The following is a 23,279-nucleotide window of genomic DNA, read 5'->3' on the forward strand; positions in this document are numbered from 1 at the left end:
TCAGGCGCCGGGAGCGAGATCGCGGGCGTAGCAGACCGAGTGCTCGGACCCGATGTAGGCGCCGAACGGCGGGATGGCGTGGTAGCCCTCCCGGAGGTAGAACCGCATCGCGTCGGGCTGGAGCGTCCCGGTCTCCAGCACCAGGCGCGTCGTGCCCAGAGCGGCCGCCCGCGCCTCGAGCGCGCGCAGGACGGCCGTGGCCGCTCCGGTGCCGCGGGCGGCGCGGTCGGCGAACATCCGCTTCACCTCGATCGCCCCCGGTCCGAGGACGTCGTCGTCGAGAGGCCGCAGTCCGCCGCAGGCCACCGCCGTGCCGCTCGCGTCGCGGGCGACGAGGAAGACGGGCACGTCGTCGGCCGAGGGCGGCGTGCCGGGCTCGTGGTCGTCGTTGCCGTAGCGCTCGTCGAGCTCGCACCGCTGCGCGTCGCGCAGACGCTCGGCGTCCGGGTGGGTCCACGCCACCTCGTCGATGGTCCAGCTCATGAGGGCTCCTCCCGGCCGCGCGGCGGGCACGGCCGAGGCCATTCTGCCGCGCCAGCTCCCTCCGGCCGGCCCGGTGGCAACCCCTTCCGCGCCGGGCCGCAGCGGGCGTCGACTGGAGGCCCACCGACGAAAGGACTCACCGTGCTCTCCGACTCCCCCATCGGCCCCGTTCTGCTCTCCCGCGACCTCGCCGCCTCCCGCGCCTTCTACGCCGGCTCCCTGGGACTGGAGGTCCTCGAGGAGAGCGAGTCGGCGATCGCCTACTCCTGCGGCGGCACGCGGCTCACCGTCACCGCCAGCACCACGGGCTCGAAGGACGAGCAGACCAAGGCCGCCTGGCGGGTGGCCGACCTGCGCGCCGAGCTGGACGCGCTGGCGGCTCGGGGCGTGGCTCCGGAGGACTACGACAGCGACGAGCTGCGCACCGAGAACGGCGTGGCCGACCGCGGCAGCGTCTGGGCGTCCTGGATCCTCGATCCCGACGGGAACGCGCTCGGCATCGAGCAGCCCAAGAGCTGATCGGCGCCGCTCTAGACTCGCCCCATGCCCGACGACTCCGCTCCGCTGCCCGCGCCCGGGTGGTACCCGCACCCGGCCGACCTCGGCTCGGAGCTCTACTGGGACGGCGCGGCGTGGACGGACCGGTCCCGTCCGTCCTCCTCGGCGCCCGCTCCCGCCTACGGCACGCCCCCGGGCGCTCCGGAGCAGGAGCTGTACGCCTATCCGTCCGCCCCGTCCTCCGCGGCGGGCCGCAACCCCATGGCGATCGCGAGCCTCGTGCTCGGCGTCCTGAGCCTGCTGATCAATCCGCTGCTGATCCCCTCGATCCTCGCCATCGTCTTCTCGGCGAAGGGCCGGGCGGCCGCACCGCTCGTCGGAGGCGGTCGCGGGCTCGCGACGGCCGGACTCGTCACCGGGATCCTCGGTCTGGTGTCGGGCGTCTTCACCATCGTCGGCAACCTCTCGGCCGGGGTCCCCGGCCTGGCCGGCTGACCGGGGTGCCGCGGCCCTCGACGCCCCGATGACCGCGCGCCGGAGCGCTCCCTGGCTCCTCGTCGTGGCGGTCGCCCTGGTCGCGCTGGTCCTGCGCGGTCCGATCGTCGCCGTCGCGCCCATCATCGACGCGGTGCGCGAGGACCTCGCGCTGTCCGCGGGCCAGGCGGGGATCCTCACCAGCATCCCCGTGCTCTGCTTCGCCCTGGCGACTCCGCTCGCCCTCCTGGTGATCCGCCGCGCGGGACCCGATGCCGCCGTGACCGTCACGGTGATCGGCGTCGCGCTCGGCACGATCGTCCGCTCGATCGGCGACGTGGGACCGGCCGTGGCGGGCACCATCCTGATCGGCGTCTCCATCACGATCGGCAACGTCGTCCTCCCCGTCGTGATCCGGCGGGACGTCGCTCCCGAGCGCGTCGACCTCACGACGGGCGTCTACACCGCGGCCCTCAACATCGGCTCGACGATCACCTCGCTCGGCACCGCTCCGCTCGCTCTAACCCTCGGCTGGCGCGGCGCCCTGCTCGTCTGGCTCGCCCTCAACGCCCTCGCTCTGGCCGGCTGGCTCGTGGCCGTGGGGCCTCGGGCGGCCCTGCGTCCGACTCCCCGCCCGTCCCGCGCCGACCGCGCACCGGCCGCACCGGCTCCGCGGATCTTCCGCAGCGCGACCGTGCTGGCGCTCGCGCTCTGCTTCTCGAGCCAGGCGTTCTCGTACTACGGAGTGACGGCGTGGCTCCCCTCGCTGCTCGTCGACCGCAACGGCTTCTCGATCGCGACCGCGGGCGCGAGCGCCTCGGTGTTCCAGCTCGCCGCGGTCGCCGGCGCCCTCGGCGTCCCGCTCCTGGTCCGCAGGCTCGGACCGCTGGGGAGCATCGTGCTCGTCGGCCTCCTCTGGTGCACGGTGCCGGCGGGGCTGCTGCTCGCCCCGCAGCTCTGGGCGCTCTGGTGCGTGCTGGGCGGCGCGGCCCAGGGCGGAGGATTCACGGTGGTCTTCGTGCTCGTCGTGCGGCTCTCCCGCTCCGACGCCCACGCGTCGCGGCTCTCGGCCACGGTGCAGGGGATCGGCTACGCCGTGGCCGCCACCGCCCCGACCGTCATCGGCTTCGCGCACGACGCGAGCGGCGGCTGGGAGGCTCCCCTGCTGACCGTCCTCGCCGCGACCTGCTCCTTCCTCCTCTTCGGCACACTCGCCGCTGCGCGCCAGCGCCGGGCCTGACCCGCGACACGACCGGCCGCGCCGTCAAGGGGGCCGTCCGACGACTGTCGGCCCCGTAGCGTGTCCGCATGGCCGAGCAGAGCACGACCCGCGAGAAGACAGCGCCCGATCCCGACGATTCCCGGAAGCCCGACGACGTCACCGACATCACCAGGCGCTCCTGGTTCTACGTCCTCAAGAAGACGGCTCGCGAGTTCGGCGCGGACCAGTGCACCGACCTCGCCGCCGCGCTCACCTACTACGCCGTGCTCGCGCTCTTCCCCGCCCTGCTCGCGATCGTGTCGGTGCTGGGGCTCTTCGGCCAGGCGCAGGCCACCACCGATCTGGTGCTCGACCTGATCGGGAACCTCGCGTCGAGCGAGGTCGTCGACCTGCTGCGCGACCCGATCCAGGCGCTGACCAGCTCCTCCGCCGCCGGTCTCGCCTTCGTGACCGGTGTCGTCGGAGCGATCTGGTCCGCCTCCGGCTACGTCGGCGCCTTCGGCCGCGCGATGAACCGCGTCTACCAGATCGACGAGGGGCGCCCCTTCTGGAAGCTCCGCCCGACGATGCTCGGCGTGACCGTGGTGACGGTCGTCCTGATCGTGATCGCGGCGCTCATCCTCGTGCTCAGCGGACCTGTCGCGACAGCCGTCGGCGACGTCGTGGGCCTCGGCCCCGCCGCCCTCACCGTGTGGAACATCGCGAAATGGCCGGTGCTCGTGGTCATCGCGATCGTGATCGTCGCGATCCTGTACTACTGGGCGCCCAACATCCGCCAGCCGAAGTTCCGCTGGATCAGCATCGGATCGATCGTCGCCCTGGCGATCTGGCTGATCGCCTCGACCGGCTTCGCGTTCTACGTGGCCAACTTCTCCAACTACAACAAGACCTACGGCTCGCTCGGCGCCGTGATCGTCTTCCTCCTCTGGATCTGGATCACCAACATCGCCCTGCTCTTCGGCGCGGAGTTCGACGCCGAGCTCGAGCGCGGACGCGAGCTGCAGGCGGGCATCGAGGCGGAGGAGACCATCCAGCTCCCCCCGCGCGACACCGCCGCGAGCGACAAGAAGGCGGCCGTGCACGAGAAGGACGTCCGCGACGGGCGCTGGCTGCGCCTGGCGAGCGAGAACCGCAGCGACGAGGGCGCGGCCCAGGACGACGAGGCCGCGAAGAAGAAGTGACTCAGGACTCGGCCGACCAGAGCGCGCGGTAGTAGGCCGCGCGCTCGTCGTCCGGATCCGCTCCGTACTCCGCGAGGAGCAGCGGGGTGTGGCCGGGGCCGTAGTTCCAGCCGAGGCTGACCGCGGCGACCGCCAGATCCGCCCAACGGTCGCCCACGCCCAGGTCGCCGACGTCGACCGTGCCGCTCCAGCGTCCGTCGTCGTCGACGAGCGTGTTCGGAGCGCACGCGTCGCCGTGCACCACGACGGGGTCCACGAGCTCCGGAGCCGCGCCGAGCGCCGACGGCCGGCGCGCGAACCAGGAGTCGCCGCGCAGCTCTTCGGGCACCGCGTCGACGGGGAGCGCGTGGACCGCCCGCAGGCCGGCCGCGATCGCGCGGACGGCCTCCTCCGGCCGGGCTGTCCACTTCGGATCGATGGCGCTCCGCCCGGGCAGCGGTGCGGTGAGGAGCCACTGCCCCTCCTCGTCCTCGCCCGCCTCCAGGATCCGGGGCGCGTCGATCCGCCCCTCCAGCCAGCGCAGACGCGCGATCTCGCGACGGAGGTCGACGCCCGTGGACCGGGGATTCCACTTCAGGTACCCGGCGTCCACGCGGAAGGTCAGCCCGTCGAGCTCGTTGCGCCAGACGAGCGCCGGATCGGTGCCGCCGTTCAGGCGCCTCGCCGGCGACGGGATCCGGACGCCCTCGAGCGAGGACTGCCGTGCGAGGTCGGGACCGCTCATGCCTCCAGGGTAGGCGCCCCGATCCTGAGAGGATCCGCATGCCGCGGACCGCGCCACCCGCCTCCTCCGAGCAGAGCGCCCTTACCCTGACGGGCGTGCCGGAGCAGCCGCCCGGCGCGATCCGGTGACGAGGGAGCCCCCGTGACGCAGAGCGACGACGACCGCGGTCCCGCGCAGCCCGACTTCTCGAAGGAGCAGGAGGGCTACCGTCCCGGGCTCAAGCCCCGGCAGCTGCAGATGATCGCCATCGGCGGCGCGATCGGCACCGGCCTCTTCCTCGGCGCGGGCGGCCGACTCGCCACCGCCGGTCCCTCGCTCGTCGTCGTGTACGCGGTCTGCGGCGTCTTCGCCTACCTGATCCTCCGCGCGCTCGGCGAGCTGGTCCTGCACCGGCCGAGCTCGGGCTCCTTCATCTCCTACGCCCGCGAGTTCCTGGGCGAGAAGGCCGCCTTCGTCGCCGGCTGGATGTACTTCCTGAACTGGGCGATGACCGCGATCGCCGACGTCACCGCGGTGGCCCTCTACGTGAAGTACTGGTCGCTCTTCTCCTCCGTGCCCCAGTGGCTCCTCGCACTCATCGCCCTGGTCGTCGTGCTCTCGCTGAACCTCGTCTCGGTCAAGGTCTTCGGGGAGCTGGAGTTCTGGTTCGCGCTGATCAAGGTCACGGCGCTGGTGGTCTTCCTGGTGATCGGCGTCGTCGTGCTCGCCGCGGGCTGGCCGCTGCAGTCCGGCGGCGTCGCCGTGGACCCCGGGATCAGCCTCTGGAACGACAACGGCGGCATCCTGCCCGGCGGCCTGATCGCCAGCGTCCTGGTCGTCCAGGGCGTGGTGTTCGCCTACTCCGGAGTCGAGCTGGTCGGCACGGCGGCGGGCGAGACCGCGGAGCCGGCGAAGGTCATCCCGCGCGCCATCAACTCGGTCATCCTGCGCATCGCCGTCTTCTACGTCGGCTCGGTGCTGCTGCTGACGCTGCTGCTGCCCTACACGGCCTACTCGAAGGGCGAGAGCCCGTTCGTCACGTTCTTCAGCTCGCTGGGCGACGGCTCCTCGGGCGAGATCGCCGGATCGATCATGAACTTCGTCGTGCTGACGGCCGCGCTCTCCAGCATCAACGCCGGGCTCTACTCGACCGGCCGCATCCTCCGCTCCATGGCGCTCAACGGCTCCGCCCCCGCCTTCACCGGCCGGATGAACAAGCAGGGCGTCCCCTACGGCGGCATCCTGCTCACGGCGAGCATCACCCTGATCGGGATCGTGCTGAACCTCTTCGTGCCGTCCGAGGCCTTCGAGATCGTCCTCAACATCTCGGCGCTGGGCATCGTCACGGGCTGGGGCATGATCGTCCTCTGCCACATGCAGCTGCAGCGCTGGGCGGCCCAGGGGCGCCTGGAGCGCCCGTCCTTCCGGATGCCCGGCGCCCCGGTGACCTCGTGGCTCACCCTGGCGTTCCTGGTGATCGTGGTGGTCCTCATCGCCGTCGACTTCCCGACCGGCACCTGGACCGTGGGGATCGTCGCGGTGGTCGGCGTGCCCGCCCTGATCGTGGGCTGGCACGTCGCGAAGCCGCGCATCCTGGCGATCGCGTCCGCCCGTGACGGCTTCACCGGCGCCCACCCCGTGATCGCCGCCCGTCCGGCCTCCGAGGCCAAGCGCGACGGGAACGAGCGGCGCCGCGAGTAGGGCGGGTCAGCGCCGGCGGAGGTAGCGCAGGAGCAGTGTGTCGCCGGCGCTGAGCACGTGCGCCAGGTGCTGCGGGCGCGGTCCGGGGACGTCGCCGCGGGCGAGCCTCCCGGAGTCCCCCGCCTCGAGCGTCGGAGCGACGGTCAGGCAGAGCTCGTCGACGGCGTCCGCGGCGAGGAGGGTCCCGAGCAGCGACGGACCGCCCTCGCAGTGGATCCTGCCGAGCCCCCGCTCCGCGAGCTGCGCCCGCATCCGCGTCGCGTCGAGCTCTGCGTCGCCGCAGACGAGCACGTCGGCGACCTCGGCGAGCTCCGCGCGGCGGCGGGCCGGCGAGGAGCCGGTGGTCACGACGATCGGGCGCACCGGCGCCTCGGTGAAGATCCGCGAGGCGGGATCGAGGTCGAGCGACCCCGAGACGATCGCGAAGACGGGCTGCGGGGCGAGCCCGGTGCCGAGCCGGGCTCGCACGGACTCGTCGCTCAGCACCATCGGACCGTAGCCCTCGGTCCGCACCGTGCCGGCCGCGACGAGCACGACGTCGGCGAGCCGGCGGAGCAGGTCGAACACGCGCAGGTCCGCCGCGCCCCCGAGATCGCCCGAGACGCCGTCGCGGGTGATCGCGCCGTCGACGCTCGCGACGAAGTTGACCCGGAGCCACTGCTCGCCCGCCCCGTCCGCGTAGAGGGCCAGCAGAGCCTGGTCGGACAGGTCCTGCCCGGCCGGCGACAGGCCGTCGATGCGGGCGCTCACGCCGCCGGCTCCACGTTGTGGCGGAGGAAGACGGGCGCCCGCCAGCCCAGCACCGCCTCCGTCATCCGCACGGCGTCCACCGCCTGGCGCACGTCGTGCATGCGCACGATCCGCGCACCGTTCAGGATGCAGATCACCGCGGCGGCGAGGGAGCCCTCGAGGCGCTCCCCCTGCGGCCGGTCCAGCGCCTCGCCGATGAAGTCCTTGTTGGAGACCGCGGCGAGCACCGGGAAGCCGAGCGCGGCCACCTCGCCCAGCCGGCGGGTGAGCTCGAGCGTGTGCAGGGTGTTCTTGTTCAGGTCGTGACCCGGATCGACGATGATCCTCCCGGCAGGCACTCCACCCGAGAGCGCGCGATCGACGCGGCTCCGCAGGTAGTCGACCACCGTCGCCACGACGTCGTCGTACTCGGGTCTCTCCGGCTCGCTGCGGGGAGCGCCCACGCTGTGGGTGATGACGAGCTGAGCGGAGGAGGAGGCGACGACCTCGAGCATCCGGGGGTCGTGCAGCCCGCTCGTGTCGTTGATGACGGAGGCGCCCGCGGCGATGCTCGCGCGCGCGACCTCGGCGCTCGTCGTGTCTACCGAGACGACCACGTCGCTCCGCTCCGCGATGCCCGCCACGACGGGGACGACCCGGTCGAGCTCCTCCTGGAGCGTGACAGCGGGGCCGCGGCCGAACGGCACTCCGCCGATGTCGACCCAGTCGGCGCCGAGCTCCGCGGCGCGCACGGCGGCCGCGATGGCGCTGTCCAGGGCGAAGGTGGAGCCCTTGTCGTAGAAGGAGTCGGGTGTGCGGTTCACGACCGCCATCACGGCCACCTGCCGCTCGAAGTCGAACTCTCGTCCGCCGATGTGCCGCGTGGTCATGGGCGCGTCCCTCCCGCTCGGAGCGCCGGGAGAAGGCCGGCGCCGCTCACCCTAGACGAGCGGAGTCGGCGGAGGCTGGAGCGGGCCGCCCTCGAGCAGCGCCTGGAAGAGGACGTGGTCCTGCCACTCCCCGGCGATCCGCAGGTAGCGCCGCGCGACGCCGATCCGCTCGAAGCCGTTGCGCTGCAGCACGGTCTGCGATCCGACGTTGTGGAGGAGCGTCCCGGCCTGCACGCGGTGCAGCCCCAGATCCTCACGCGCGGTGCGCAGGACGGCTCCGACCGCGCGGGTCATCACGCCGCGGCCCTGCAGACCGCTGTCGAGCCAGTAGCCGAGATCGCCGCTGTCGAAGGCGCCGCGGACGATGTTCGCGAGAGTCAGCCGACCGACGATCACGCCGCCCGCGTCGAGGACGAGCGGGAGGACGCTGCCGGCCCGGTGCGCGGCGAGCGCGTCCGCGACGGCGTCGGTCTGGCCCCCCGCCTCGAAGAAGCGGGTCGAGCGCGTCGGCTCCCAGGGCGCGAGGTGCCGGCGGTTGCGCCGGTACGCGGCGGCGAGGGCCGGTCCGTCGTCCCGCGAGACGAGCCGCAGGAGGGTGCCCTGGTCGTCGACGGGGATCGGGGCGGGCATCCTGCGAGGGTAGCGCCGGAGCCGGGAACGACAGAACCCCCGGCCAGGGGCCGGGGGTTCTCGTGGTGGGCGATACTGGGATCGAACCAGTGACCTCTTCCGTGTCAGGGAAGCGCGCTACCGCTGCGCCAATCGCCCGTTGCTCCGTGCGGAGCGCCTCGTTCGGTGAACGATCGAGGTGGATACGGGATTCGAACCCGTGTATACGGCTTTGCAGGCCGCTGCCTCGCCTCTCGGCCAATCCACCGTGTACGGGATTCGGTGTCGGCGGCCCGAGGGCCGACCAGGTGGGAGGCACCCGAGGGTGCCGTCCCGATGACGCCGGTCCGAGGACCGGTGTTCGAGCGGATGACGAGATTCGAACTCGCGACCCTCACCTTGGCAAGGTGATGCGCTACCGCTGCGCCACATCCGCATGTAGGTCGTACTGGTGTTGCCGTCTTGCGTGTCGTGCTGTCTTGCTGTCTGTCCGGCGCTTTCGCTGCCCGGCTCGACCTAGAAGAATGTATACGACAGCGGCGCCGGAATCCAAATCGAGCGGACGCCGATCCCGCCGCTCGGAGTCCGATCCGCGTCTTTCCGCGCGAAACCGGCTCGTCGCCGTCCGTTCACCCGGGCGTGGCGGGCGTCGGCGGTGCATCCGGGCCCCGCGGATCCGCTACGATCGTCTCTCGGGTCGTCCAGCACGTCCCCCTGGGCGATTGGCGCAGTTGGTAGCGCGCTTCCTTCACACGGAAGAGGTCATCGGTTCGAGTCCGGTATCGCCCACCCTCACCCCCGGTCCGTGCTCACGCACTCGGCCGGGGGTTCTCTCGTCCCGCCGCGGTCGTCCTCCGGCCTCGCAGCGCCCAGTCGAAGGAGCCGACCCGCGATGATGGGCCGCTCGCACGCCGTCTCCGGTGCGCTCGCCTGGGCCGTCGCCGCCTCCGTGCCCGCCGTCGCCGGGCCCCTCGGCCTCGCGGGTCTCCCGCTCGACCTCCGACTGGTCGGCCTCGGAGTCGCCGCCGGCTGGGCCCTGGTGCCCGACGCGGACCACGCGAGCGCGACCGTCTCCCGCTCGGCGCCGGGCGCCTCCCTGCTCACGGCGACCGCGGGCCGGATCAGCGGAGGGCACCGGCACGGGATGCACTCGCTGCTCGCGGTCGCCGTCGTCTGGTACCTGGTGCCGGTGCTCACGGCGCTGCGCTTCCCGGTGCCGGTCGTCGGCCCCGTCGCCGTGGCCGCCGTGCTCACGCTGCCCGCCCTCGCGTTCGCCGCGAAGGCCGTCCGGGCCGCCCCCTCCTGGCGCATCGCCTGGGCCGGGGCGACGGTCGTCACGGTCCTGCTCGTCGCGCTCGCCGACGGCACCTGGGCGTGGCTCCGGGTCGCCGCGACGCTGGGCTACCTCGTGCACGTGGCCGGCGACGCCCTCACGACCGGCGGGATCAACTGGCTGTGGCCGCTGCGCGTGCGCCTGCCGCGGCGCCTGCGCCGGACACCGCTGCGCCACGTCTGGACCACCGGCGGCTACGCCGCGCTGCCCGTCCTGGGCTCCGCCGGGTCCTGGCGCGAGACGGTCCTCTACTGGCTCATGTCCGCGGCGACGATCGTGCTCACCGCCTCGATGATCACGGCCGAGCTGCTGTAGCCCGGGGCGCCCTCCTCAGAAGACCTTCCCCGGGTTCATGATCCCCAGCGGGTCGAACACGGCCTTGATCCCGCGCTGGAGCGCCAGCGAGTCCTCGCCCAGCTCCTCCGCCAGCCAGCGCCGCTTGAGCAGTCCCACGCCGTGCTCGCCCGTGAGCGTGCCGCCGAGGGCCAGGGCTGTGCGGAAGAGCTCCGCGGCGGCGTCCCAGACGCCCTCCCCCACGGGTCCGTCCCCCGCGGGCAGCACGAAGTTCGGATGGAGGTTCCCGTCCCCCGCGTGCGCGACGGTGGGGATGCTGAGCCCCGTCCGCTCCTCGATGCCGCGGATCGCCGCGAACATCGCCGGCAGCGCGGAGCGGGGCACGCAGACGTCCTCGATCAGCACGCGGCCCTCCGCCTCGAGCGCCGGGTGGAAGGCCCGGCGGACGGCCAGCAGAGCCTCACCCTCGGCCGGGTCCTCGGTCGCCTCGGCGGCGCCCCCGGAGGCGGTCACGATCTCGAGGACGCGCTGCGACTCCTCCGCCGCTCCTCCGCCGTCCGTCTGGACGAGGAGGTAGGCGGCACCGCGGTCCAGCATCGCTCCGGTGTAGCGCGAGATCGCGGCGAGCGCCGCCTCGTCCATCAGCTCCATCACCGCGGGACGGAGCCGCGCGGCGGTGATCGCGGCGGAGGCGGCGGCCGCGGCGACGACGCTCGGGAAGTACGCGCCGACCGTGACCACGCGCCCGGTCGGGATCGGGCGGAGCTTCACGGTGGCCTCCACGATGACGCCCAGCGTCCCCTCGGAGCCGGTCAGGAGCGCGGTGAGGTCGTACCCGGTGACTCCCTTCACGCTGCGGCGGCCGGTGCGGAGCAGTCGCCCGTCGGGGAGGACGACCGTCAACCCGAGCACCGCCTCCCGGGTCACGCCGTACTTGGCGCACAGCAGCCCCCCGGCGTTCGTCGAGATGTTGCCGCCGATGCTCGAGATCGCGCGGCTCGCGGGGTCGGGCGAGAACACGAGGCCGTGCGGAGCGACAGCGTCCGACAGCGCCTGATTGATGACCCCGGGCTCGACGACCGCGAGCTCGTCCTCGAGCGACACCTCGAGGATGCGGTCCATCGCGGCGGTCGAGAGGACGAGCGCTCCCTCGCTCGCCACTCCCCCGGCAGCGAGGCCCGTTCCCGCTCCGCGCGGCACGACCGGGAGCCGGTGCTCCGTCGCTATGCGCAGCGCCGCCTGCACGTCCTCGACCGAGCGGGCAGCGACGAGCGCGAGCGCGCGACCCGGTGCGGAGAAGCCCGACTTGTCGGTGTGCACGGCCTCGAACCCGGGGCCCTCGGTCAGGACCGCGTCTCCGAGCGCGTCGCGCAGCTGTCGGAGGATCTCGTGGTCGTGCATGGTTCACTCCGTGCGGTCGCGGGCGGGTCCTGCCGATCCTTCCACGGGCGCGGGGCAGGATGGCGGGATGACCGGAGAGACGCGATGGCCGCGGTGACGAGCGCGGGGATCCTGCTGCACCGCGAGGGCCCCTCCGGCACCGAGGTGTTCCTCGGGCGGATGGGCGGCCCCTTCTGGACCCGGCGCCCCCGCGCGTGGACGATCCCGAAGGGCGTGCACACGGGCGACGAGACGCCGTTGGACGCCGCGCGCCGCGAGTTCGAGGAGGAGACCGGCGCTCCTCCGCCCGTCGGGGAGCTGACCCTCCTCGGCGCGTTCCGGCAGAGCGCGGCCAAGACCGTCACGGTCTTCGCCGGGCGCGGACACGCGGACACCGCCTTCGTCGCGAGCAACACCTTCGAGCTGGAGTGGCCGCGGGGCTCCGGCGTGCTGCGCAGCTTCCCCGAGCTGGAGGACGCCCGGTGGCACCCGCTCGACGAGGCCCGCTCGCTGGTGGTGGCCGGGCAGGTCGCCGCCCTCGACGCGCTGGCCGAACTGCTGGCGGATCCGGACGGCGGGGACCGGGCCGGCACCGCCCCCTAGTCCGCGGTCGCGTAGACCCGCAGGCCCAGCGGCACGATCCGCACCACGGCCTCGTCGAATCCGTCGCGGGAGCCGTCGAAGCGCTCGGTCTCGCCGTCGTGCGCCCACTCGGGGTCGTCCCCCGCGGGTCGGCGCGCGCCGACGGTGATCTCCGGCGTCGAGAACGACTCCACCACCGGTGCCCGCCAGCCGGGCACACGGCCGACCACCGGGGTCGCCGTACGGCCGAGCAGGAGCGAGAACGCTCCCCGGGTGCGAGGAGTCCGTCCTGAGTGCAGGATGCGCACGTCGAGGTGGCCGTCGTCGAGCCGACGCCGGGCGAGCGGGGCGGCCGTGCGCGGGTGCTCCTGGTTCACCCCGACGAAGTACGACCAGACGAGCTGCGTGCGCCCGTCGCGTCGGAGCTCGAACGGATCGGTGCGCCGCACGACCGAGAGGGCCGCGATCACGGCGGCGAGCGGCTTCCCGATCCGCTTCTCGCGCTTCTCGCGGGCCGCGACGAACTCCGGGTAGACGCCGATCGAGACCGTGTTGAGCACCGTGACCGGGTCTCCCCCGTCCGCGACGACCTCGGCCACGTCGACGTCGCGGCGCTCGCCGATCGTCGCCGCGTCGAGCGCGTCCTGGACGGTGAGCAGCCCCAGCGCCTTCGCGAAGTGGTTCATGGTCCCGCCCGGCAGCACGAGCAGCGTCATCCCCTCGGCGCGGGCGAGAGCGGCACCGACCGACATGGTCCCGTCCCCGCCGTAGATCCCGAGCACCCGGGGCGGAGAGTCCCCCGAGCGCGCCTCGCGCACCACGTCGGCGAGGTCCTCCCCCTCGGTCAGCCGGTGCACGCGCGCCTTCGGGAACCGGGCTCGGACCAGCGGCTCGGGATCGGGGCGGTGCGAGTCCCGGCCCGCGCCGGGGTTGAGGACCACGAGGAGGGCGGCGCCGTCCCCCAGCGGGCTGCGGTCGACGGGGGGCCGGGTCGCGCGCTCCGAGACGGGCACGTGGCGCGGCTCGGCCGGCAGGACGGCTCGGCCGACGACCGCGACCGCCGCGCCGAGCGCCGCGCCGCCGAGGACGTCCGAGAGCCAGTGGACGCCGACGTGCAGGCGGGAGAAGGCCACGGCGGCGGCGAGCGGGGCGACCGCCGCCCCCACTCGGGGCGACTCGAGCGCGACCCCGGCGGCGAAGGCAGCGGCGCTCGCCGCGTGCCCCGAGGGGAAGGACGCCGACGTCGGCACCGTCGCCAGGCGCCGGCCGACCGGGACGTCGACGAGGAGCGGCCGGTCGCCGCCGAACACGCGCTTGCCGACCAGGTTCGCGAGCGCGCTGGCCGCGGCGAGCGAGGCGGTCCCCCGCAGAGCCTCGCGGGGACGGCCCGCCAGGAGCAGCAGGACGCCGACGCCGGCCCAGAGGACTCCGTAGTCCGCGGCCCGGGAGAGTCTCACGAGCGCCCCGTCGACGACGGGCGACGGGCGACGGGCGTTCAGCCGCCGGGCCGCACGAGCGTCCGCCCGGCGCACGACGCGCGGGACGGTGACGAGTCGGCGGAGCAGGACAGACGGGGGTCGGGTTCCGCGGAGGGCCATGCGCTCAGCGTAGGAGGAGGCGCCTCCGCGGTCCCTGGACCGGTCGACGGCGCGCTACACCTCGCCGAAGCCCGACTCGACCAGATCGCCGAGCCGGCCGACCGCCTCGTGGGCCTGCGGCCCCGACGCCGAGAGGACGACCTCGTCCCCGCGGTCGAGCCCCAGCGACATCACGCCGAGCAGGCTCGTGGCGTCCTTGCCGTTCGCGTCGATCCGGGCGTCGAAGGTGGCGGCGAGCGTGACGAAGTCGGCCGCGGGACGGGCGTGCAGGCCGTTCGGGTTGATGAGGCGGACGCGGCGCTGCACGCGCTCGTCACCGGGCGAGGCCTCCTCGGCGGGAGCAGCGAGCGTCTCGACCCGGGCCGACTCCGCGGCGGCGAGCACCTCGTCCAGCGACGCCCCCGTGCCCGCGGCGACGGCGGCCGCGACCGCCCCCTCCACCAGCGGGGCGTCGGCGATCCGGACCCGGGCGCGCGCGTCGTCGTCGAGGAACTCGACCGCGGTCTCCGCCGTCATGATCGCCGAGCCGAGGTCGCAGAGGACGACGACCCCCTCGCCGGAGTCCGCTTCCGCCAGGGCCGCCGTGATGCGGTCGAAGCTGGTGCCGATGCCGCCGTCGTCCGTCCCGCCCGCGGCGACCAGCGCGACCGAGGCCGCCATCTGCTCCGCGAGCTCGACCAGCCCCTCCGCCAGCTGCGCGCTGTGCGAGACCAGGACCAGCCCGACGCTCACGCCGCCGCCTCGGCTGCTGCGCGGAGCAGGAGAACGGTCGACACGCTGCCGGGATCTCGGTGCCCGATGGCGCGCTCGCCGAGGTAGCTGGCGCGTCCCTTGCGGGCGACCAGCGGGTCCGTCGACTCCGCTCCCTTCTGCGCCGCCTCCGCCGCCGCGGCGAGGACGTCGGCCGGAGCCGCTCCCTCCTCGGCGGCGGCCGCGGCCGCGTCGACCGCCGGCGTCCACGCGTCCACCATCGTCTTGTCGCCCACCTCGGCCTTGCCGCGGAGCACGATGCCGTCCCTCGCCGCGGCCAGGAGAGCTGCGACGTCAGCGCCCTCGAGCGCGTCCTCGCCCGCGACCGCGGCGGAGGCCTTCAGGAACGCCGTGCCGAACAGCGGGCCCGAGGCGCCGCCGACGGTGGAGATGAGCGTCGTCGCGACCAGCTTGAGCACGTCCGCCGGGAGCCCCTGCTCCGGCGCCCCGTCCAGCTTCGCGACCACGGCCTGGAAGCCGCGGTCCATGTTCTCGCCGTGGTCCCCGTCGCCGATCGCCCGGTCGAGCGTGATCAGCTCGACCCGGTGCTCCGCGATCGACTCGGCGGCGCGGCGGATCCACGCCGTCGCCCACGCCGCGTCGAGCCCGGCTCCCTGTGCGTCCTGCATGGTCGTCTCCTCCTCGTGGGCCGCTCCTGCGGCTGTCGTTCCGGTCATGGTGTGCGCGCGGGCGCTCAGCGTCCCCACCGCAGCGCCGCGGTCTGCACCGGGGAGTCCCACAGCTCGGTCAGGGCGTCGTCGAGCTTGAGGACGGTGAGCGAGAAGCCCTGCATCTCGAGCGACGTCGTGTAGTTGCCGACGAGGCTGCGTGCGACGGTGATCCCCTTCTCGGCCAGCGCCTCGGCTGCGCGGCGGTAGGCGAGGTACAGCTCGATCTGCGGCGTGCCGCCCATGCCGTTCACCAGGAGCAGCACCTCGTCCCCGGAGGAGAACGGCAGGTCCTCCAGGATCGGGCCGAGGATCCGGTCGACGATGCGGTCGGCCGGCTCCAGCGCGATCTTCTCCCGGCCGGGCTCGCCGTGGATGCCGATGCCGATCTCGATCTCGTCCTCGCCCAGCTCGAAGCTCGGCTCGCCCGCGTGCGGGACGATGCACGGCGTGAGGGCGACGCCCATCGAGCGCACGTTGGCGATCACCGTCTCGGCGATCGTCGCGACCTCGTCGAGGGAGTCGCCCCGCTCGGCCGCCGCGCCCGCGATCCGCTCGACCAGCACGGTGCCGGCCACGCCGCGGCGGCCCGCGGTGTAGAGCGAGTCCTTCACCGCGACGTCGTCATCGACGATCACGCTGCGCACCTCGATCCCCTCGGCGCCGGCGAGGTCGGCCGCGGTCTCGAAGTTCAGGACGTCGCCCGTGTAGTTCTTCACGATGTGCAGCACACCCGCGCCGCCGTCGACGGCCTGCGTGGCCGCGACGATCGGGTCGGGCGTGGGCGAGGTGAAGACGGGACCGGGGACGGCGGCGTCCAGCATCCCGAATCCGACGAAGCCCGCGTGCAGCGGCTCGTGCCCGCTGCCGCCTCCGCTGACGATGCCCACCTTGCCCGAGCGGGGCGCGTCGGCCCGCACCACGAACAGGGGATCCGACACCACCCGGACCAGGTCAGCGTGCGCCAGGCCGAAGCCGGCCACCGACTCCGTGACGACGTTCTTCGGGTCGTTGATGAGCTTCTTCATCGAGGTCTCCTCCAGGATCGGGCCACCACTCGGGCGTCCCGTGACCTGCGGGCGATCCGGCGCGTGGTGGATCGCCGCCCGCACCGTCGCGGACAGCAGCCCCACGTTACGCCCTGCGCTCGCGCCTACGGCAGCGGGACGACGGCGCGCTGCGTCTCGCGGACCCACTCCTCGAGCTTGGCCGTGGCGGCCCCGGAGTCGACGGCCTCCGCCGCGCGGTCCATCGACGTCCGCAGGCGCTCCAGGACGGGCGTGCGCACCAGGTCCGGGTCGCGCGCCAGGTCGAACGCCGCGAGGCCCGCGGCCGCGTTCAGAAGGACGATGTCGCGGACGGGGCCGCCGTCTCCCGCGAGCACCGAGCGCACCACGCTCGCGTTGTAGGCGGCGTCGCGGCCGCGCAGCTCGTCGATCCGGGCGCGGGGCAGGCCCAGGTCGCGCGGATCGAGGTCGTGCTCGACCACGGAGCCGCGCGACACCTCCCAGATGTGGCTGTGACCCGTGGTCGTGAGCTCGTCGAGGCCGTCGTCCCCGCGGAACACCAGAGCCGTCGCCCCGCGCGTCCGGAACACGCCGACGACCAGCGGCACCCGGTCGAGGTGCGCCACCCCGACCGCAGAGGCCTCGGGACGGGCCGGATTGCAGAGCGGGCCGAGGAAGTTGAACACCGTCGGCACGCCCAGCTCGGCGCGCACCGGACCGGCGTGCCGGAAGCCGGGGTGGAAGAGGGACGCGAAGACGAAGGCGATCCCCGTCCGCCGGAACACCTCGGCCACCCGCTCGGGGGAGAGGGAGAGGTCGACCCCGAGTGCCGCGAGCACGTCGGAGGAGCCGGAGGAGGAGGACGCGGCCTTGTTCCCGTGCTTCACGACGGGCGTGCCGGCGGCGGCCGCGATGATCGACGCGGTGGAGGAGATGTTGACGGTCCCGAAGCGGTCCCCGCCCGTCCCGACGATGTCCAGGGCCATCGGGTCCACGTCCAGCGGCACCGCGTGGTCGAGGATCGCGTCGCGGAAGCCGACGATCTCGTCGACGGTCTCGCCCTTCGCCCGGAGGGCCACCAGCAGTCCGGCGAGCTGCGCCGGAGTCGCCGCGCCCTCCATCACCTGCTCCATGGCCCACGTCGCCTCGGAGACGCTCAGATCGGAGGACTCGAGGAGTGCGCTGAGAACGTGCGGCCAGGACAGGGTTTCCGACATGGCTCCCAGATTATGCGACGAGGATCGCCTCCCGGCTAGTGCGACTTCCCTCCCCTGCCATCGGCCATAATGGTCTGTGTGACGAGCACCTCTCTCTCCCCCACGGCCACCGCGCCCGTAGTGAACCGACCCAACCCGGTCGCGGTCGGAACGATCGTCTGGCTGGGCAGCGAGGTCATGTTCTTCGCGGGCCTCTTCGCGATCTACTTCACCCTGCGCAGCACCTCGCCCGAGCTCTGGGGCGCCGAGACCCAGATCCTCAACGTCCCCTACGCGGGCGTGAACACGGTGATCCTCGTGGCCTCGTCGTTCAGCTGCCAGTTCGGCGTGTTCGCCGCCGAGCGCCTGCAGCCGCGTGCGACGGGCCTCAGCCCGTTCAAGTGGGGCATGGTCGAGTGGTTCTTCCTCACCTACGCCCTGGGCGCGGTCTTCGTCTCCGGCCAGGTGCTCGAGTACGCGACCCTCGTCTCCGAGGGCGTCACGCTCTCCAGCAACGCCTACGGCTCCGCCTTCTACCTGACGACCGGCTTCCACGCCCTGCACGTCACCGGCGGCCTCATCGCGTTCCTCCTCGTCATCGGCCGTGGCTTCGCGGTCAAGAACTTCGGCCACAAGGAGGCGACGAGCGCCATCGTCGTCTCGTACTACTGGCACTTCGTCGACGTCGTCTGGGTCGGCCTGTTCGCCGTCATCTACTTCCTCAAGTGACGCGCCCGCCGATGCCCCACTCCACTCCCGACCCCCGCAGGAAGGACGCCTCGATGGCCTCCCCGAAGACGAAGAGCCGAGCCAAGAAGGGTCGCCGCCACCCGCTCGCCACCCTGGCCCTGATCGCCATCGGCCTCGGGCTCACCGGCGGGACCTACGCCGCGGTCGGCGTCGCGACGTCCGCCTCGGCGGAGACGTCGTCCACCAGCCAGCAGACGATCGACGAGGGCTCGAAGCTCTTCGCCGCGAACTGCGCCACCTGCCACGGCCTCGACGCCGCGGGCACCGACAACGCTCCCTCCCTCATCGGAGTGGGCGCGGCGTCGGTCGACTTCCAGGTCGGCACCGGACGCATGCCGATGCAGATGCACGGCCCCCAGGCGCTCGAGAAGCCGGTGCAGTTCACCGACGAGCAGGTAGGCGAGCTCGCCGCCTATGTCGCGTCGCTGGCCCCCGGCCCCGCGATCCCCGAGGGCGAGGTCCTCGACGGACAGGGCGACGCGGCGAACGGCGCCGAGCTGTTCCGCATCAACTGCGCGATGTGCCACAACGTCGCCGGAGCCGGCGGCGCGCTCACGGAGGGCAAGTTCGCTCCCCCGCTGGGCGGCGTGACCGAGGCGCACATCTACGAGGCGATGGTCACCGGCCCGCAGAACATGCCGGTCTTCAACGACCTGAACATCTCGCCCGAGGACAAGCGCGACATCATCTCGTACCTCAAGTACATCGAGGCCAACCCGTCCCCGGGCGGATTCGCGCTCGGCTCCCTCGGGCCGGTCGCAGAGGGCCTGTTCCTCTGGATCTTCGGCCTCGGCGCGATCGTGGCCCTGACGGTGTGGATCACCGCCCGATCCAACTAGACGACTGCAGCGCCCTGACGGGCGCGACTGACCCACGGCACCGACTGGTGCCGACACGGCGTGAAAAGGAGAACCATGGCAGAGCACGATGAGGGTGGCACGGACCTCGCCACCTCGTCGGCCACCGGGCACGGAACGGCTCCGGCCGGCACCGCGGTCGTGACGCGGGACCGCGTCCAGGACCCGGGCCTCCCGCCGCACCGCCCCCGGATGACCGACCTCGACCCCAAGGTCGAGAAGCGTGCCGAGCGCACGGTGTACACGCTCTTCTACCTCTCCTTCGCGGGCTCGATCTTCGCGGTAGCCGCCTACATGGCGTTCCCGATCACCGAGGACGTCGCGTCGGTCCGGCTGAACACGCTGTTCATCGGCCTGGGCATGTCCCTCGCGCTCCTGGGCATCGGCATCGCCGCCGTCCATTGGGGCAAGCAGCTGATGTCGGACCACGAGGGCATCGACATCCGCCACCCCGTCCGCAGCGCGGAGCCCACCCGCGCCCGTGCGCTCGAGATCTTCGACCAGTCCGACAAGGAGTCCGGCTTCGGCCGCCGCTCCCTCGTCCGGAACAGCCTGATCGCCTCCCTCGTCGTGTTCCCCCTGCCCGCCGTGATCCTGTTCCGGGGCCTCGGCCCGCAGGACCAGAACCCCGTCGCCCTCCTCAAGACCACCCTGTGGGAAGAGGGCACGAGGCTCACCCTGGACCCGTCGGGAGCGCCGATCCTCGCATCGGACGTCACCCTCGGATCCGCCTTCCACGTCATCCCCGAGGGCCTCAACGACGCCGAGGGCAAGCTGGAGGAGAAGGCCAAGGCCGCCGTCCTCCTGATGCGCCTGAAGCCGGAGGACCTCATCGTCAGTGAGGGTCGCGAGACCTGGAACTACGACGGAATCGTCGCCTACTCCAAGATCTGCACGCACGTCGGCTGCCCCGTGGCGCTGTACGAGCAGCAGACCCACCACCTGCTGTGCCCGTGCCACCAGTCGCAATTCGACATCACGCGCGAGGCCGCCGTCATCTTCGGCCCGGCGAAGCGTCCGCTTCCGCAGCTCCCCATCACCGTCGACGCCGAGGGTTACCTGGTCGCCAGAAGCGACTTCACGGAGCCCGTCGGACCGTCCTTCTGGGAGCGATGACTCACATGTCCACCACCACCCCCTCACGCCCCTCCAGCTCCCCCGCGGAGCCCGAGGACGGCGTCATCCTCGGATCCGGCAAGTTCCAGAAGGGGTACGTCGGAGCGGCGTCGAACTACATCGACGAGCGCACGAGCATCTCCGCGGTCGTCAAGGAGTTCGGTCGCAAGATCTTCCCCGACCACTGGTCCTTCCTCCTCGGCGAGGTCGCGCTCTACAGCTTCGTCATCATCCTGCTGTCGGGCACGTTCCTCACCTTCTTCTTCCAGGCCTCGATGGTCGAGACGCACTACGAGGGCAGCTATCTGCCCCTCAAGGGCATCGAGATGTCGGCGGCGATGTCGTCCTCGCTCGACATCTCCTTCGACATCCGCGGCGGCCTGCTGATGCGGCAGATCCACCACTGGGCGGCGCTGTTGTTCGTGGCCTCGATCGGCCTGCACATGCTGCGCATCTTCTTCACCGGTGCGTTCCGCAAGCCCCGCGAGCTCAACTGGGTCATCGGCTTCGTCCTCTTCATCCTCGCGATGGCCGAGGGCTTCACCGGCTACTCGCTCCCCGACGACCTGCTCTCGGGCAACGGCCTCCGCATCATCGACGGCATGGTCAAGGGCATCCCGATCGTCGGCACCTGGATCTCGTTCCTGCTCTTCGGCGGCGAGTTCCCGGGCACCGACATCGTCGGCCGCCTCTACACGCTGCACATCCTGCTGCTGCCGGCGCTGGTGCTCGCGTTCATCGCCCTGCACCTCGTGTTCGTGGTCGTCCACAAGCACACCCAGTTCCCCGGTGCGGGCAAGACCGAGCAGAACGTCGTCGGCTACCCGGTGCTGCCGGTCTACGCCGCGAAGGCCGGTGGATTCTTCTTCATCGTCTTCGGCGTCGTCGTCCTCATCGCCTCGCTGTTCACGATCAACCCGATCTGGAACTACGGCCCGTACGACCCCTCGCCCGTCTCCGCGGGAACCCAGCCCGACTGGTACATCGGCTTCGCCGACGGCGCCCTGCGCCTCGTCCCGCCGGGACTCGAGTGGGCCATCCCGGGCATCGGAACCCTGTCGTTCAACATCCTGATCCCGCTCGTCGGTCTCGGACTGTTCATCGCCGTGGTCATGCTCTACCCGTTCCTCGAGGCGTGGATCACCGGTGACAAGCGCGAGCACCACCTGCTCGACCGCCCGCGCAACGCCGCGACCCGCACCGCGATCGGCGCCGCCGGAGTCAGCTTCTACGCCGTCCTCTGGGCCGCCGCCTCGTCCGACCTCATCGCGACGCACTTCCACCTCACGATGGAGGGCGTGATCCACAGCCTGCAGTTCCTGCTCATCGCGGGTCCGTTCATCGCGTACTTCATCACCAAGCGCATCTGCCTGGCGCTGCAGAAGAAGGACCGCGAGATCGCGCTGCACGGCTTCGAGTCGGGCCGCATCGTCCGCCTCCCCGGCGGCGAGTTCATCGAGGTGCACCAGCAGCTCGACGAGTACGAGCGCTGGAAGCTCGTCGGTCAGGACGAGTACGAGCCCCTGATGATCCGTCCGGACTCGCGTGGCCGCATCACCGCCCCGCAGCGCGTCCGCGCCGGCCTCTCCCGCTGGTTCTTCGAGGACCGGATCACCCCCGTCACCCAGAAGGAGCTCGAGAGCTCGCACAGCGAGCACTGATCCTCCCCCGAAGGGCCCGGACGTTCGTTCGTCCGGGCCCTTCGTCGTTCCCGCAGCGGGGCGGCGCCTGTCCTCCGGCGCGGTGGAGGTCGTCGGTGCACCGAGAGCCGGTGAGACCGGATCACAGCGCCTCGACGGCGACAAGCCGGCAGGAACGTGGGGCGATACTCCGGACCTCGAGACCTCCGCTCCTTGAATCACGAGACGCCGTCTCACCGCCGAGCTGGAGACGTCCGCCGCCATCCGATCATGGAGTGAGCCAGCCCCTCTGCGTGCTCGCAGTGTGGTCGTCCGGTGAGGTCCCCGGTCCCCGTACACGTCGAGACGCTCCGGATCGGTTCGAGGGTACCCATTCCCAGCAGGACTATCAGGACTGCCCTCCCCCCCACTCACGGTCGAACCCTCTGTGATCGGCGACGGCGACGCTCGCCGGTGAGACCGAGGATGCGACCTCCGGACATCGACGACCGTCGCTGCAGCGGCGTCTCAGGCTCCCTGGCGTCGCGCCGACCGGCACACAACCCGCTAGCCGTATCGAGGAGCTCCGAGAGCCGCAGGGGCGCGCGCGGTTCCGCCGGGGTGCGGGCTCCGCTGGGTTCGGAACGGTGTGCAGACGTCCGCAGGGCGGCGCAGGCGCCAGAACAGGCGCAGCAGCCCCACTACAGCCGCAGGCGCAGCAGTATCCGCGATCCGTAGCGCGCCAACCGCCGTCGGCACGCCCATAGGCGCACAGGAGAGCCCCCACAGGCGTAGCCCGCTCACCCGCGACCGGAGCAGGAGCCGTCGCAGCGCGGACCCGTAGGGGTGATGACGCCGGCCGACGCTCCTGCTCGGCGCCGCCCGCTGCACTCGCCTGCGAGCTTCCGCGTCGCGGGCCGTCGGGAGGTGCCCAGACGAGTTCCTCCGCGCGAGACGCCTCTGTGTCCCGCCAGCAGGACACCGAGACAGATCCCGCTCAGCTCGTCATCCCTCACTGAGCGGTCCCGGTCCTCACCGGGAGGTCCCGGCTCTCACCGGGAGGCTTGATCCGCCACCGATCGGCGAGTGACGCCCCTGCACGCAGCCGAACGGCCGAGCCGATCGGGTCCCAACCACGCGCGCTTCCTCCTGACTACACGAAAGGGCCGGGTGCACGGAGCCGAAGCCCTCGTGCACCCGGCCCTCGGCCGTGCGATGCGCCCTAGCGGGCGAAGTACCCGCGGTAGTACTCGTACACCCAGCCAGCGATGGCGACCAGGAAGAGTCCGACGGCGATGTAGGTGATCCAGAACCCCACGGCCAGGCCGAGGAATCCGAGGGCCGCGGAACCGCCCAGGATCAGCGGCCACCAGCTCCACGGGCTGAAGAAGCCCAGCTCGGGGTCTCCGTCATCGATGTCCGCATCGAGGCGATCCTCGGGGAGCTCGGCACCCTGCGCCTTGTGGACGCGGCCGACGTAGAACGCGATGAACGCGCCCAGCACGGCCGAGAGGCCGATGCCGACGGTGCCGACCCACTCCACCTGGCCCGTGTCGAGCAGCGACCACACGATGTACGTGATGTCGGCGAGGAGGAAGAAGCCCGCGAGGAGCCAGAAAAGATTGACGTTGGCGCGCAT

General features: G+C 72.3%; 23 protein-coding genes and 4 tRNA genes. 12 read left to right on the forward strand and 15 right to left on the reverse strand.

The genetic code is table 11. From position 1 onward, the window contains the following. A complete protein-coding gene (locus tag C5D09_RS13375; protein ID WP_104225442.1) occupies positions 1–483 on the reverse strand; it encodes a GNAT family N-acetyltransferase in 483 nt (160 codons plus the stop codon). Positions 484–624: 141 nt separating this feature from the next. Here C5D09_RS13375 and C5D09_RS17575 point away from each other — a divergent pair, with 141 nt between their 5' ends. The 4 genes from C5D09_RS17575 to C5D09_RS13395 all read left to right on the forward strand — a co-directional run bounded on the left by C5D09_RS17575 (position 625) and on the right by C5D09_RS13395 (position 3,858). Then, entirely contained in the window at positions 625–1,002 is a 378-nt protein-coding gene (locus C5D09_RS17575) for a VOC family protein (protein ID WP_104224632.1), read from the forward strand. Between the two features lie 24 nt (positions 1,003–1,026). Beyond that, complete coding sequence (locus C5D09_RS13385; protein WP_104251081.1) at positions 1,027–1,476, forward strand: DUF2510 domain-containing protein; 450 nt, start codon at positions 1,027–1,029, stop codon at positions 1,474–1,476. Between the two features lie 28 nt (positions 1,477–1,504). Further along, positions 1,505–2,695: a CynX/NimT family MFS transporter gene (locus C5D09_RS13390; protein ID WP_104269504.1), complete on the forward strand. Its 1,191-nt coding sequence runs from the start codon at positions 1,505–1,507 to the stop codon at positions 2,693–2,695. Between the two features lie 68 nt (positions 2,696–2,763). Further along, positions 2,764–3,858, forward strand: coding sequence for a YihY/virulence factor BrkB family protein (locus tag C5D09_RS13395; RefSeq protein ID WP_104269505.1), 1,095 nt, complete (start codon positions 2,764–2,766; stop codon positions 3,856–3,858). A 1-nt stretch (position 3,859) separates the two neighbouring features. Here C5D09_RS13395 and C5D09_RS13400 read toward each other — a convergent pair whose 3' ends face one another. Next, on the reverse strand, positions 3,860–4,582 hold the full coding sequence (locus C5D09_RS13400; RefSeq protein ID WP_104269506.1) for an aminoglycoside 3'-phosphotransferase: 723 nt from the start codon (positions 4,580–4,582) through the stop codon (positions 3,860–3,862). Positions 4,583–4,723: 141 nt separating this feature from the next. On the opposite strand from C5D09_RS13400, the gene C5D09_RS13405 reads away from it, so the two are divergent. Then, the gene (locus C5D09_RS13405; RefSeq protein ID WP_258067010.1) at positions 4,724–6,262 is read left to right on the forward strand and encodes an amino acid permease; all 1,539 of its coding nucleotides are present in this window, start codon (positions 4,724–4,726) and stop codon (positions 6,260–6,262) included. A 6-nt stretch (positions 6,263–6,268) separates the two neighbouring features. Here C5D09_RS13405 and C5D09_RS13410 read toward each other — a convergent pair whose 3' ends face one another. From C5D09_RS13410 to C5D09_RS13435, 6 genes are all read right to left on the reverse strand, one after another. Continuing rightward, complete coding sequence (locus C5D09_RS13410) at positions 6,269–7,012, reverse strand: pyrimidine reductase family protein (RefSeq protein WP_104269507.1); 744 nt, start codon at positions 7,010–7,012, stop codon at positions 6,269–6,271. Continuing rightward, a complete protein-coding gene (folP, locus tag C5D09_RS13415; protein ID WP_104269508.1) occupies positions 7,009–7,881 on the reverse strand; it encodes a dihydropteroate synthase in 873 nt (290 codons plus the stop codon). Before folP ends, C5D09_RS13410 begins: the two co-directional genes overlap by 4 nt. Before the next feature lie 51 nt (positions 7,882–7,932). Next, positions 7,933–8,511, reverse strand: coding sequence for a GNAT family N-acetyltransferase (locus tag C5D09_RS13420; RefSeq protein ID WP_104225349.1), 579 nt, complete (start codon positions 8,509–8,511; stop codon positions 7,933–7,935). Positions 8,512–8,574: 63 nt separating this feature from the next. Beyond that, positions 8,575–8,649, reverse strand: a tRNA-Val gene (locus tag C5D09_RS13425). A gap of 38 nt (positions 8,650–8,687) precedes the next feature. Next, a tRNA-Cys gene (locus C5D09_RS13430) sits at positions 8,688–8,758 on the reverse strand. 96 nt (positions 8,759–8,854) lie between these two features. Next, positions 8,855–8,926, reverse strand: a tRNA-Gly gene (locus C5D09_RS13435). A gap of 280 nt (positions 8,927–9,206) precedes the next feature. Here C5D09_RS13435 and C5D09_RS13440 point away from each other — a divergent pair. Together C5D09_RS13440 and C5D09_RS13445 are read left to right on the forward strand one after the other, a co-directional pair. Continuing rightward, positions 9,207–9,279, forward strand: a tRNA-Val gene (locus C5D09_RS13440). Positions 9,280–9,382: 103 nt separating this feature from the next. Then, complete coding sequence (locus C5D09_RS13445; protein WP_104269509.1) at positions 9,383–10,138, forward strand: metal-dependent hydrolase; 756 nt, start codon at positions 9,383–9,385, stop codon at positions 10,136–10,138. Between the two features lie 15 nt (positions 10,139–10,153). Here the strand turns inward: C5D09_RS13445 and C5D09_RS13450 are convergent, their stop codons facing one another. Beyond that, positions 10,154–11,518: an FAD-binding oxidoreductase gene (locus C5D09_RS13450; protein WP_104269510.1), complete on the reverse strand. Its 1,365-nt coding sequence runs from the start codon at positions 11,516–11,518 to the stop codon at positions 10,154–10,156. A gap of 84 nt (positions 11,519–11,602) precedes the next feature. Here C5D09_RS13450 and C5D09_RS13455 point away from each other — a divergent pair, with 84 nt between their 5' ends. Then, entirely contained in the window at positions 11,603–12,100 is a 498-nt protein-coding gene (locus C5D09_RS13455; RefSeq protein ID WP_104246759.1) for an NUDIX domain-containing protein, read from the forward strand. Here C5D09_RS13455 and C5D09_RS13460 read toward each other — a convergent pair. From C5D09_RS13460 to trpD, 5 genes are all read right to left on the reverse strand, one after another. After that, on the reverse strand, positions 12,097–13,677 hold the full coding sequence (locus C5D09_RS13460) for a bifunctional phosphatase PAP2/diacylglycerol kinase family protein (RefSeq protein ID WP_104269511.1): 1,581 nt from the start codon (positions 13,675–13,677) through the stop codon (positions 12,097–12,099). The genes C5D09_RS13455 and C5D09_RS13460 overlap by 4 nt on opposite strands. Positions 13,678–13,731: 54 nt before the next feature. Continuing rightward, the gene (gene dhaM, locus C5D09_RS13465) at positions 13,732–14,409 is read right to left on the reverse strand and encodes a dihydroxyacetone kinase phosphoryl donor subunit DhaM (RefSeq protein WP_104261615.1); all 678 of its coding nucleotides are present in this window, start codon (positions 14,407–14,409) and stop codon (positions 13,732–13,734) included. Continuing rightward, positions 14,406–15,056 (reverse strand): dihydroxyacetone kinase subunit DhaL, encoded by a 651-nt coding sequence (gene dhaL, locus C5D09_RS13470; RefSeq protein ID WP_104261619.1) that lies wholly within the window; start codon positions 15,054–15,056, stop codon positions 14,406–14,408. The genes dhaM and dhaL overlap by 4 nt, the downstream gene beginning before the upstream one ends. A 65-nt stretch (positions 15,057–15,121) precedes the next feature. Continuing rightward, entirely contained in the window at positions 15,122–16,123 is a 1,002-nt protein-coding gene (gene dhaK / locus C5D09_RS13475; RefSeq protein ID WP_104224645.1) for a dihydroxyacetone kinase subunit DhaK, read from the reverse strand. A 125-nt stretch (positions 16,124–16,248) separates the two neighbouring features. Then, on the reverse strand, positions 16,249–17,319 hold the full coding sequence (trpD, locus tag C5D09_RS13480) for an anthranilate phosphoribosyltransferase (RefSeq protein ID WP_104225357.1): 1,071 nt from the start codon (positions 17,317–17,319) through the stop codon (positions 16,249–16,251). A gap of 69 nt (positions 17,320–17,388) precedes the next feature. On the opposite strand from trpD, the gene C5D09_RS13485 reads away from it, so the two are divergent. The 4 genes from C5D09_RS13485 to C5D09_RS13500 all read left to right on the forward strand — a co-directional run bounded on the left by C5D09_RS13485 (position 17,389) and on the right by C5D09_RS13500 (position 21,682). Continuing rightward, positions 17,389–18,027, forward strand: a complete 639-nt coding sequence (locus tag C5D09_RS13485; RefSeq protein ID WP_104224647.1) for a heme-copper oxidase subunit III — start codon at positions 17,389–17,391, stop codon at positions 18,025–18,027. 53 nt (positions 18,028–18,080) lie between these two features. Beyond that, positions 18,081–18,887, forward strand: a complete 807-nt coding sequence (locus C5D09_RS13490; protein ID WP_104224648.1) for a c-type cytochrome — start codon at positions 18,081–18,083, stop codon at positions 18,885–18,887. A 75-nt stretch (positions 18,888–18,962) separates the two neighbouring features. After that, positions 18,963–20,021 (forward strand): ubiquinol-cytochrome c reductase iron-sulfur subunit, encoded by a 1,059-nt coding sequence (locus C5D09_RS13495; RefSeq protein ID WP_104225358.1) that lies wholly within the window; start codon positions 18,963–18,965, stop codon positions 20,019–20,021. 5 nt (positions 20,022–20,026) lie between these two features. After that, a complete protein-coding gene (locus C5D09_RS13500; protein WP_104224650.1) occupies positions 20,027–21,682 on the forward strand; it encodes a ubiquinol-cytochrome c reductase cytochrome b subunit in 1,656 nt (551 codons plus the stop codon). A gap of 1,180 nt (positions 21,683–22,862) precedes the next feature. Here C5D09_RS13500 and C5D09_RS13505 read toward each other — a convergent pair. Then, positions 22,863–23,279, reverse strand: a complete 417-nt coding sequence (locus tag C5D09_RS13505) for a cytochrome c oxidase subunit 4 (protein WP_104224651.1) — start codon at positions 23,277–23,279, stop codon at positions 22,863–22,865.

This window comes from Rathayibacter sp. AY1C9, assembly GCF_002932315.1.
GTDB lineage: Bacteria > Actinomycetota > Actinomycetes > Actinomycetales > Microbacteriaceae > Rathayibacter.

Bases quoted from the DNA above. Each gene is read 5' to 3' on its own strand.
- C5D09_RS13450 (WP_104269510.1), bottom strand. From the start codon at position 11,518: ATGCACGACCACGAGATCCTCCGACAGCTGCGCGACGCGCTCGGAGAC.
- C5D09_RS13485 (WP_104224647.1), top strand. From the start codon at position 17,389: ATGGTCTGTGTGACGAGCACCTCTCTCTCCCCCACGGCCACCGCGCCC.
- C5D09_RS13505 (WP_104224651.1), bottom strand. From the start codon at position 23,279: ATGCGCGCCAACGTCAATCTTTTCTGGCTCCTCGCGGGCTTCTTCCTC.
- C5D09_RS13445 (WP_104269509.1), top strand. From the start codon at position 9,383: ATGATGGGCCGCTCGCACGCCGTCTCCGGTGCGCTCGCCTGGGCCGTC.
- C5D09_RS13395 (WP_104269505.1), top strand. From the start codon at position 2,764: ATGGCCGAGCAGAGCACGACCCGCGAGAAGACAGCGCCCGATCCCGAC.
- C5D09_RS13420 (WP_104225349.1), bottom strand. From the start codon at position 8,511: ATGCCCGCCCCGATCCCCGTCGACGACCAGGGCACCCTCCTGCGGCTC.
- C5D09_RS13375 (WP_104225442.1), bottom strand. From the start codon at position 483: ATGAGCTGGACCATCGACGAGGTGGCGTGGACCCACCCGGACGCCGAG.
- dhaL (WP_104261619.1), bottom strand. From the start codon at position 15,056: ATGCAGGACGCACAGGGAGCCGGGCTCGACGCGGCGTGGGCGACGGCG.
- folP (WP_104269508.1), bottom strand. From the start codon at position 7,881: ATGACCACGCGGCACATCGGCGGACGAGAGTTCGACTTCGAGCGGCAG.
- dhaK (WP_104224645.1), bottom strand. From the start codon at position 16,123: ATGAAGAAGCTCATCAACGACCCGAAGAACGTCGTCACGGAGTCGGTG.
- C5D09_RS13495 (WP_104225358.1), top strand. From the start codon at position 18,963: ATGGCAGAGCACGATGAGGGTGGCACGGACCTCGCCACCTCGTCGGCC.
- C5D09_RS13400 (WP_104269506.1), bottom strand. From the start codon at position 4,582: ATGAGCGGTCCCGACCTCGCACGGCAGTCCTCGCTCGAGGGCGTCCGG.
- C5D09_RS13390 (WP_104269504.1), top strand. From the start codon at position 1,505: ATGACCGCGCGCCGGAGCGCTCCCTGGCTCCTCGTCGTGGCGGTCGCC.
- C5D09_RS13455 (WP_104246759.1), top strand. From the start codon at position 11,603: ATGGCCGCGGTGACGAGCGCGGGGATCCTGCTGCACCGCGAGGGCCCC.
- C5D09_RS13500 (WP_104224650.1), top strand. From the start codon at position 20,027: ATGTCCACCACCACCCCCTCACGCCCCTCCAGCTCCCCCGCGGAGCCC.
- trpD (WP_104225357.1), bottom strand. From the start codon at position 17,319: ATGTCGGAAACCCTGTCCTGGCCGCACGTTCTCAGCGCACTCCTCGAG.
- C5D09_RS13490 (WP_104224648.1), top strand. From the start codon at position 18,081: ATGGCCTCCCCGAAGACGAAGAGCCGAGCCAAGAAGGGTCGCCGCCAC.
- C5D09_RS13385 (WP_104251081.1), top strand. From the start codon at position 1,027: ATGCCCGACGACTCCGCTCCGCTGCCCGCGCCCGGGTGGTACCCGCAC.
- C5D09_RS13460 (WP_104269511.1), bottom strand. From the start codon at position 13,677: ATGGCCCTCCGCGGAACCCGACCCCCGTCTGTCCTGCTCCGCCGACTC.